This window comes from Deltaproteobacteria bacterium, assembly GCA_028818775.1.
Classification (GTDB): Bacteria; Desulfobacterota; Binatia; order UBA9968; family JAJDTQ01; genus JAJDTQ01.
In genome coordinates this window covers 1-6,983 of the sequence record JAPPNE010000152.1, presented here as the reverse complement: position 1 = coordinate 6,983, position 6,983 = coordinate 1, and the positions used below count along the sequence as shown (strand labels likewise).

At 67.0% G+C, this 6,983-nt stretch carries 8 protein-coding genes; 4 read left to right on the top strand and 4 right to left on the bottom strand.

What is annotated here, in order from left to right:
* Positions 1–295: hypothetical protein (locus tag OXU42_16425; GenBank protein ID MDE0030974.1), on the bottom strand; the 295-nt coding region annotated here is incomplete at its 3' end.
* Positions 296–524: 229 nt separating this feature from the next.
* Between OXU42_16425 and OXU42_16420 the strand changes: the two genes are divergently transcribed.
* The 4 genes from OXU42_16420 (at position 525) to OXU42_16405 (ending at position 4,776) form a co-directional block, all read left to right on the top strand.
* Positions 525–1,502: an ornithine cyclodeaminase family protein gene (locus tag OXU42_16420; GenBank protein ID MDE0030973.1), complete on the top strand. Its 978-nt coding sequence runs from the start codon at positions 525–527 to the stop codon at positions 1,500–1,502.
* A 46-nt stretch (positions 1,503–1,548) separates the two neighbouring features.
* Positions 1,549–2,736 (top strand): M20/M25/M40 family metallo-hydrolase, encoded by a 1,188-nt coding sequence (locus tag OXU42_16415; GenBank protein ID MDE0030972.1) that lies wholly within the window; start codon positions 1,549–1,551, stop codon positions 2,734–2,736.
* Between the two features lie 80 nt (positions 2,737–2,816).
* Complete coding sequence (locus tag OXU42_16410; protein MDE0030971.1) at positions 2,817–3,686, top strand: alpha/beta hydrolase; 870 nt, start codon at positions 2,817–2,819, stop codon at positions 3,684–3,686.
* Between the two features lie 82 nt (positions 3,687–3,768).
* Positions 3,769–4,776, top strand: coding sequence for a hypothetical protein (locus tag OXU42_16405; protein MDE0030970.1), 1,008 nt, complete (start codon positions 3,769–3,771; stop codon positions 4,774–4,776).
* 112 nt (positions 4,777–4,888) lie between these two features.
* Here OXU42_16405 and sfsA read toward each other — a convergent pair whose 3' ends face one another.
* The 3 genes from sfsA to OXU42_16390 form a co-directional block, all read right to left on the bottom strand.
* On the bottom strand, positions 4,889–5,584 hold the full coding sequence (sfsA, locus tag OXU42_16400) for a DNA/RNA nuclease SfsA (protein ID MDE0030969.1): 696 nt from the start codon (positions 5,582–5,584) through the stop codon (positions 4,889–4,891).
* A 213-nt stretch (positions 5,585–5,797) separates the two neighbouring features.
* On the bottom strand, positions 5,798–6,664 hold the full coding sequence (locus OXU42_16395; GenBank protein ID MDE0030968.1) for an FAD binding domain-containing protein: 867 nt from the start codon (positions 6,662–6,664) through the stop codon (positions 5,798–5,800).
* Positions 6,661–6,983 (bottom strand): xanthine dehydrogenase family protein molybdopterin-binding subunit (locus OXU42_16390; GenBank protein ID MDE0030967.1); only part of this gene is annotated, 323 nt, incomplete at its 5' end. The genes OXU42_16395 and OXU42_16390, both read right to left, overlap by 4 nt.

The window sequence follows — 6,983 nt, the reverse complement described above, 5'->3', positions numbered from 1 at the left end:
GCTTCACGTACTGGAACGAGAAGTGGATGGTGTGGGTGGTGCCGTGGCCGCCGGGGATGCCGGGGTTCAGCAGCCGGATGGTGCGGCGCTCCGCGTCCTGCTCCAGGTTCACCACCTCCCCGGCCCGTATCATGCTCTCGTGCACGTCCTCCCAGCGCCACAGGCACGGCCGCACCGTGGTGACGGGGTAGGGCGGAAGGTCCTCCAGCCCCAGGTTCCAGTGGCCTTCTAGGCTCTTCTCGGCCATGTCCCGGTTGAGCTGTTCGATGGAATCGGCGATCCGTTCCTGTTTCATGTGGTTTCCTCCCCCTTCGGCATGGGCACGGCGTCAGGATACACCACTGGCGGGACAAGGGAAACGTGTCGGGGCCGCCGCTCCTTGAGTCCAGCGCACCGAATCGTCCTCAAGTCGTCATTCCCGCGCAAGCGGGAATGACGTTTCAGAAGGTTGTGTCGTTGCAATTACCCCCGTTGCCCGTTATGTCATGCTTTCTGTCTGGCAATCCCGACCGGAAGGAATCCGCATGCTGGTGATCTCCGAAGCACAGGTAAGGGGACTCCTCGATCTCGACGAACTGATCGCCGCGCTGGAGCAGGCGCATATCCAGTTCTCCGCCGGCCGGGTGGTCATGCCCGTGCGGCTGGTGGTGCCGCTGCCCGAGATCCAGGGGCGCATCACGAGCATGCCGGCGTTCATGAGCGAGGGGAAGGCGCTGGGGATCAAGATCATCTCCTACTTCCGCGACAACCCGCAACAGGGGCTGCCGCCGATCCTGGCCACCATCGCGCTCTACAGCGCCGAGAACGGCAGGATCGAAGTGCTGATGGACGGCGTCTACATCACCGCCATCCGCACCGCTTGCGCCTCCGCCATGGCCACCAAGGCGCTGGCGCGGGCGGAGACACCGGTCCTGGGCATCCTCGGCGCAGGCACCCAGGCGCGCACCCACATCCGGGCGCTCAGCCGGGTGCGTTCCATCGAACGGGTGCTCATCTGGAGCCCGTCGCACGTCAACGCCATATACGTCAAGGAAGAGCTGGAGGACGAGCTGGGTTTCCCGATCCAGCCGCAGGAATCGGCCGAGGCGGTGGTGCGCGGGGCGGACGTCCTGACCGCGGTGACCGACGCCGCCGAACCCATCCTGGACGCCGGCTGGCTCAAGCCCGGCGTCCACATCAACGCCGTGGGCTCGCACCGGCCCGAGGCGCGGGAGATGGGCGGCGACACGGTGAAGCGGTCGACGGTGGTGGTGGACTCGCTGGACGCCATCCATTCCGAGTGCGGGGATATCCTGCTGGCGCTCGAGGAAGGCGCCATCGCGCCGGACCACGTGCGCGGCGAGATCGGCGAGGTGCTCGCCGGCGCCAAGCCCGGCCGCACGGGCGACGACGAGATCACCATGTACAAGTCGGTGGGCATCGCCGCGCAGGACGTGGCCGCGGCGAGCCTCGTCTACCGGTGCGCGCGGGAGCGGGGCATCGGCACCGAGGTGGAGATTTGAGGAAACCCCGAAGGGCGCCCTATTGACCCGGTATCCTGAACTAGCGATGGACGCGAACGAAGCCAAGGAACGCATCGAACAGGGACTGGACCCCGACGAGGTCCAGCGCCTCCTGGTCAAGTTGCTGCAAACACGCAGCCCGCAGACCGAACTGCTGGAAAGGGAGCCGCAGGTGCTCGCCTTGATCCGCGACGTGGTGCGGCCTGAACTCGAGGCCGAGGGCATCGAGGCCACCATCGACGGCATGGGCAACCTCATCGCGCGCCTGCGGGGCGCGGGAGCGGCACCGGGTCTGGTGCTCGTGTCCTACGCCATGAACGCCGCGCCCAGCACCATGCCGGACCCCTATTCCGGAGAGATGGTGGACGGCGCGCCCTACGGGCTCGAAGGGCCGTGCGGCTGGGGCCGCGGCGCGTGCGAGCAGAAGGGCAGCCTGGCGGCGATGCTGAGCGCGGTGAAATGCCTCGCCCGGAGCGGCTGGGAGTTGCCGGGCGACCTCTACTTCGTCACCAGCACCGCGGGCGAGAGCGGCAAGCACGAGTCCCTCGACTACGTGCTGTCCAGCGGCGCCATCGACGCGCGCTGGGGCCTCATCGACGGACCGCCCGAAATCCAGTTGGGCAACAAGGGGCGCATCGACGTGCGCATCATCGTGCGCGGACGCCAAGCCCACAGCAGCCGTCCGTGGGACGGCATCAACGCGGTGGACGGGGCGGTCAAGGTGCTGGAGCGCCTGGCGCCGCTGATGCCCTATCCCGAGGACAAGAGCCACCCCGAACTGGGCCGGGTGTCGCTCACGCCCACCGACATCGAGAGCTTTCCCAAGTCGACCCACACCATTCCCGGCGAGTGCCGCATCCGCATGGACCGCCGGCTGCTGCCGGGGGACGACGCCGACCGCGCGGTGCAACAGCTCGCCGACGCCATCGGCGTCATCGAGCCCTACGAGATCGCGCTGGAGAAGGAAGAGTTCATGTACCCGTGCGAGGTGGGGAAGGACGCGGGCGTGGTGGTGGCTCTCGGCAACGCCATCCGCACCATGCTGGGGCGGGAGCCGGAATACAGCTTCTCCACCGCGGCCAACGACACCGGCCTGCTCAACGTCCGCGGCATCGAGACCGTGAACTACGGTTCCCGCGCCGTCCGCTTCCAACACACGGACAACGACCTGGTCCCCCTCAAGAGCGTGGTGGAGTCGGCCAAGGTCTTCCTGTTCGTGGCGCTGCAGCGCTGAAGCCGGAGCGCGGCAGCATCCTTGACCGGCAGGCCTTGCCCCGGCTGTTCGCGCGACCTGTACGAGGAGGCGATATGCCAATGACCGACGAGAAGTTCATCGACGTGGACGGGGTCCGGACGCGCTACTTCGAGCAGGGAACCGGGGAGCCGCTGGTGCTGTGGCACGGCAGCCACTTCGGCACCACCGACGCCTGCGACAGCGCCCTGGACTGGGAACTGAACTTCGACCGGCTGGCGGAGTCGTTCCGGGTCATCGCCGTGGACAAGCTCGGCCAAGGGCACACCGGCAACCCCAAGACCGACGACGACTATACGCCCGCGGCGGTGGTGGAGCACGCCTACGGCTTCCTCAAGGCCATGGGGCTTCGGGACGTTCACCTGTGCGGGCACTCGCGCGGCGGCTACCTGGTGGCCCGGCTCACGCTGCTGCATCCGGAGATCGTCAAGTCCTGCATCATCGTGGACAGCGGGACGCTTTCGCCGGGCCCTTCCCTGACGGAGCTGATCATGGCGGCGAGGCCCGAGCCGTTCTTGAGCCGGGAGAGCCAGCGCTGGGTGGTGGAGCACTACTCCTACGGCACCGGGCACATCACCGAGGGCTGGATCGACGCGGCGGTGGAGATCTCCGAGCTGCCCAAGTACCAGGAGTCCGTGCGCGCCATGAACGACGGCGGGTTGAGGCTGTTCATGCGCAACCTCGTCCTCGACAAGGAGGAGTGCCTCCAGTGGATGCAGGAGGGGCGGCTCAAGACGCCGACCCTGGTGGTATGGGGTTACAACGACCCGACGGCGCAATACCGGAGGGGCCTCTCGCTGTTCGACTTCGTAGCCGGCAGCACGGAGAACGCGCAGTTGCACGTCATCAACAAGGCGGGCCACTTCTGCTACCGGGAGCAGCCGGAACAGTTCAATCGGGCGGTGACCGGATTCATCGAGAGCCTTGGTTGAGGGGAGACGGGCCGGAATGGAGTGCGGCACGGACAACGCCGCAGCGGGGTGGGGTTTCCCAGGACCGCGGAGGAAGAGCGTGATGAAGTTGATGGGACTTCTGTCCATGGTGTTCCTGGTAGCGGTGACGCACGGTTGCGCCGGCGGCGGTCCGAGGATGGAGGAAATCGAGCTCAGCGAGACGCAACAGCGGTTCAGGACGAAGACGATCTTCAAGGACGGGTTGGTCGGCGTCGAGGTACGACGCGGGGACGGAAGCACCAGGACACTGGACAGCGTAAGAGACATCGAGCGGACGTGGGCGCGGTACAGTCCCCCGCCGGCCATGCCGGGAACCGCGAGTCGCGAATGGTTGCTGGTGCAGAACCACCACGACGGGAGACTCTACGCTTACGCGACCATCGGTTGGGATGTGGACAATCCAGCCGATTACCTGGCGGCGGGGTGGTGGGCCCACTTCCCGCCGGGGGTTTCGCGGCGGAACGTGGAAGAGGCCGAAACGGGCGTGTTCATTGACGGTCCCGAGATCGACCCGTCGAACCCGCCGGAGATGCCGGTAACCGGCGAAGCCACCTATGCGGGTAGCGTGGGCGGCGTCTACAGGTACAACTACGGCAGCGGATGGGGCGAGTTGGAGGGACGGAGTCAGTACACCGAGTTCGGCGCCGTCATCGGGCTCAGGGCCAACTTCGCGGACGGCACCGTTCAGGGCTGCATCGGGTGTACGGGGGACATCGAGGTTCAGGCGGGCGAGTACCTTTATCCCATCGTGACCTGGTGGAACCGGGACCCCGTTGCATTGCCCACGGACTACGAGCTGCGTCTCGGCCCGACGCCTTTGGACTCGCACGGCACTTTCGAGAACACCGACGTAACGGTGACGCATCCGGATCGGACCGTCACGGAGGCGACCGGCGTGTGGGCCGGACACTTCTCCAACGTCCCGGACCCGGACGGCAATCCCCGCCGGGTGGTCGGCTTGAGCGATGTCGCGTTCGATGAAGCCGACGGCAGCAGCGGGAGCTTCATGGGCATATTCTCCGCCCTGACACCGGCGACCCTGATGCCGTCGGAGGGCGAAACGCCTTGAGCCTGGACGGCGTCCTTCGACTTCGCTTCGCTACGCTCAGGACGAACGGTTTGGAAACCTGTTTCCCGTTCGTCCTGAGCGAAGCGAAGTCGAAGGACGCCATTACAGGCTCCTAGAGCTGTAACGGAACGGCTTCCCGGAGTGAAATTCCCCGGACGGTTACCTTGGCCTGGTAGGGATAGATCTCGACTCCAGCCTTGGCCGCGCGCCGCAGCCAGCGCCCGTATTCCGCATCGATCTCGTCGGCGGGCCTGAAGGAGGGGCAGGGTCCCCGCTGAATGACGAACAGCAGCACGGCGCGGTGTCCCCGCCGCCGCAGCCGGATGAGCTCTTTCAGGTGCTTGGTGCCGCGCTCGCTGACGGCGTCCGGGAAGATGGCGACGCGGTCCGCCACCAGGGTGACGTTCTTCACCTCCACGTAGCACTGCTGGCCGGGGTTCTCGAGGAGAAAGTCCAACCGCGATCCCGGCCGCGTCGGCACCTCGGGCCGGAGGCGTTCGTAACCTTGCAGCTCCTTGACGATCCCGGATTCGATCCCTTCCCGCGCAAGCCGGTTGGCCGCCAGGGTATTGATCCCAACCAGCGTTCGGCCCACCCGGATCAGCTCCCAGGTATAGGGGAGCTTGCGGTTCTTGCCGTGCTGTTCGGAGAGGTAGACGCGGCTGCCGGGCTCGTTGCAGCCCAACATGCTGCCGGTGTTGGTGCAGTGCGCGGTTACGAGGGTGCCGTCGTCCAGGCGCACATCGGCGAGGAAGCGCTTGTAACGCTGCACCAGCGTTCCGGGAATGAGGGGAGAGGGAAAACGCATGATGGAAGCTCCTCCGTTGCCCCTGGATACCGCTTTCCGCGGCGTGTCGAGACTCCGCTCGGATACAAAATGCCAACGACGCCCCATACAGTCATTCCCGCTTCCGCGGGAATGACGATTCAGGGGGTTATTGTCTCTCTCAGATGGTGTTTTGACGCAGCCTGGAAAGCGGGAATCGGGCGGGTGGGAGTGGTATTCACACGGCCGCGGCCCTTACCCATTGCCGTCGAGGCATTTCCGGGCGGCGCGGCGCAGCAGCACGCCGATGAGGTGGCGCTTGTACTCGGCGCTGCCTTCGCGGTCGTCGGTGAGCGTGGCTTCGGCGGCGAGGGCGTCGGCGGCCTCCTGAAGCCGTTGTTCCACGGAATCGGCGGGACCGGCGATGAGGCTTTCCGCTACCTCCGAGCGGCACGGTGTGGGGCTCACGCAGCCGACGGCGCAACTGGCTTGGTGGATCTCGCCACCGTCGTCCAGATCGACGGACAGCGCCAGCCCGAGCAACGGCCGTTCGTGGACCTGGAACTTGAGGTAGGCGCAACGCTGTGACGGTCCCGGCAGCGGCACCTCCACGCCGGTCAGCACCTCGTCCCGGGCGAGGGAGTTCTCATAGGCCCCGGCCAGAAGCTCGTCCATGGCGAGGGTCCGTTCTCCCGACCTGCCCTGGGCTCGGGCGGTGCCGCCCAGGGCCAGCAGCAGGGTCGCCGGATCGGAGTGGGGCTCGGCGAAGGCCAGGTTCCCACCCAGCGTGCCACTGGCGCGCACGCGCACGTTGGCGACGTTGGCCGCCATCTCGGCCATCACCGGCAGCAGCTCCCGCACCACGGCGGAGCGCTCGATCATCCGGTGGGTGGCGCCGGCGCCGATGTGCAGGTGCCCGTCCCGGCGCTCGATGGCGTCCAGCCCGGCCACGGCCTTGATGTCGATCAGGTGCTCGTAGCGCAACAAATCGTGCCGCATGGCCAGCAGCAACTCGGTGCCGCCGGCGTACAGGGTGCCGTTGTCGCCGTAGCGGTCGAGCATCTCCGCGGCCTCGGTCAGGTCGGCGGGCCGGTGGATGGCGAAGCGTCTCAGCGGCATCATGACTCGTTCTCTCCCCGCGTCGCGCGAACCTCGCGGATAGCGCGCCAGACCTTTTCCGGCGTCAGCGGCGCCCGGCGGATGCGCGCGCCGGTGGCGGAGTAGACCGCGTTGGCGATGTTGGCGGGCAGCGAGTTGAGGGAGGCCTCGCCGCCGCCCTTGGCGCCGTAGGGCCCCACCCCGTCGCGGTTCTGCACCAGCTCCAGCTTTACCGTCCGCGGCATGTCGGAGAAACGCGGCAGGCGGTACTCCAGGATGTTGCCGTTGAGGAGCTGGTTGCGGTCGAACTCGAGTTCCTCGAACATGCCGATGCCCATGCCCG